At 54.1% G+C, this 1,797-nt stretch carries 2 protein-coding genes; one reads left to right on the forward strand and one right to left on the reverse strand.

The annotated features are described in order from the left end of the window. Nucleotides 1-419 (forward strand): HEAT repeat domain-containing protein (locus tag H5U08_RS17610; protein WP_297036100.1); only part of this gene is annotated, 419 nt, incomplete at its 5' end. Nucleotides 420-621: 202 nt separating this feature from the next. Here the strand turns inward: H5U08_RS17610 and H5U08_RS17615 are convergent. After that, nucleotides 622-951, reverse strand: a complete 330-nt coding sequence (locus H5U08_RS17615) for a hypothetical protein (RefSeq protein WP_297036103.1) — start codon at nt 949-951, stop codon at nt 622-624. Nucleotides 952-1,797 lie beyond the last annotated feature (846 nt).

Below are 1,797 nucleotides of genomic sequence, written 5' to 3' on the forward strand. Positions count from 1 at the left end.
ACAGCGCCGTCCGATACTGGGCAGTCACAGGGATACTGGCCCGAGGTCAAAAGGCCTACGACGCCGCCCGCGAACCGGTCCTCCATGCCCTGGAGGATCCCGCCCCCAGCGTCCAAATTGTGGCCGCCTGGACGGTGGGCCGATACGGCTCCCCAGAAGAGCTGCGCCGAGCACTGGACGTTTTAAAAACTTTCGTCGACTACGATGGAGAAGGTCCGTATCTTTCCTTGCTGGCCCTTAATGCACTGGACGATCTCGGCCCCAAGTCGGAACCAGTGAAGGCTATCGTGGAAAATTTCAATCCTAAAACTCGTCGCGAACACGCTCGATTGGGCGAGAATCTATTCAAACTTAAACGAAGTATTCTCGCCAAACTTTCCGGAGATACGACCACTGACAAACCTAAGAGAGCGACGTAACAGGTTGCCAGGAAGTCACGGCGCCGCCTCGGCGGGCGGTGGTCGAAAATGATGAGAACCACAACATATTAGAACGCGGTAGGGGCGTCCATTAACCACCCCTACCGCGTTTTTCTCAACTGCCCAGGGCGATCGCTCCCTGATCCGGAAAGCCGTACGACCAACCGGACGAAAACACCGGGCCATCAGGCGGGCAGTCAACTTATATATTCTCTCGAATCAGGCTGACGAGATCGAAGCACTTGAGGATCTTCTCCATCGATCCGACCTTCTCAAGCAGTTGTCGCACATCTTCCACCACCTGTCGTGCGGATTCCACACTCCCATGCTGCCGGATGAAGCTGACCACTTCCTGGATGGCCGCATCATCAGCCGTGGCTGAACCCCCAACCTTTCCCGGCGCCCGGGATTTTCCACCCTTAACAAACTGGTACCCGCAACTCTTGCACTCCACCGCGCGGGCAGGATTAATGGCTCCACAGGCCTGACAGCGCTTCCGTCCCCGACCGAGCTTTTCTGCTTTTCTGGGCATGATACGTCATCTCCTTTCGAACTACTAAAACGAACACAATACACTACTGGAACAACACGCAATGTCTGCACTAACCGAGAAGAACAGCAATGTGGTTAGCACTATGGGAATACCGGCACGTTGTTTTTCAAATCCATACACCATAAACTTATACCGAGAATTACAAAAATGCAAGATACCTATTCTTCAAAAAAATTCAAGACCGCAGGTAGCTTTGAAATCTTCAAAACGCAGGCTGCAAACTTCTACCACCCATAGCGAAGCAGGCTGTCTGACAAAGAGAACTTGTTAATCCCGTCATTTTACACGTCGGTCTTATACGACGTTATTCAACTCCGAACAGCGTGATCTCATCACAATTGATCGCGTCCAGCCTGAGCGGGCACGACAACTGTACCCTCCGTGTTTGACGGACGCCGTGGACGGTATCCCACCAATAGGCCCGGTTTACACACCGAGCGAGCATCCCGGTTGCCTCGGAATCATGCGAGAAACTGGAAGGCTCGGTTCCAGCCGGGCCACGCCACTGGTAAAAGTAATTCACGAATTGCCCGTACTACATATCGCGATCGAAGGATGTTGAGACAACCTCCATGGAGCGTCACAGGCCAGCCCTTCTACAACCCTCCTGAAAGAATCTGATCTTCAGATCCGCTCATTGAGGCTGGGTCATGCAGTTGGGTTTGTCGGCTATGCCAAGCGCGTGCCACCGTCTGGAGATCGCATCGCTCCAGCCAGATGGAAATATGGAAATACTGTCCCGGGCTTCGGACGGCCCTGCTTCTCCGCCCTGCTGCCCGAGTGCTGGCGAATGCCCCACGCGGTCGTTGAGCGGCCATCGTTAAG

This window comes from Thermogutta sp. (assembly GCF_014359955.1).
In the GTDB taxonomy this organism is placed as follows: domain Bacteria; phylum Planctomycetota; class Planctomycetia; order Pirellulales; family Thermoguttaceae; genus Thermogutta.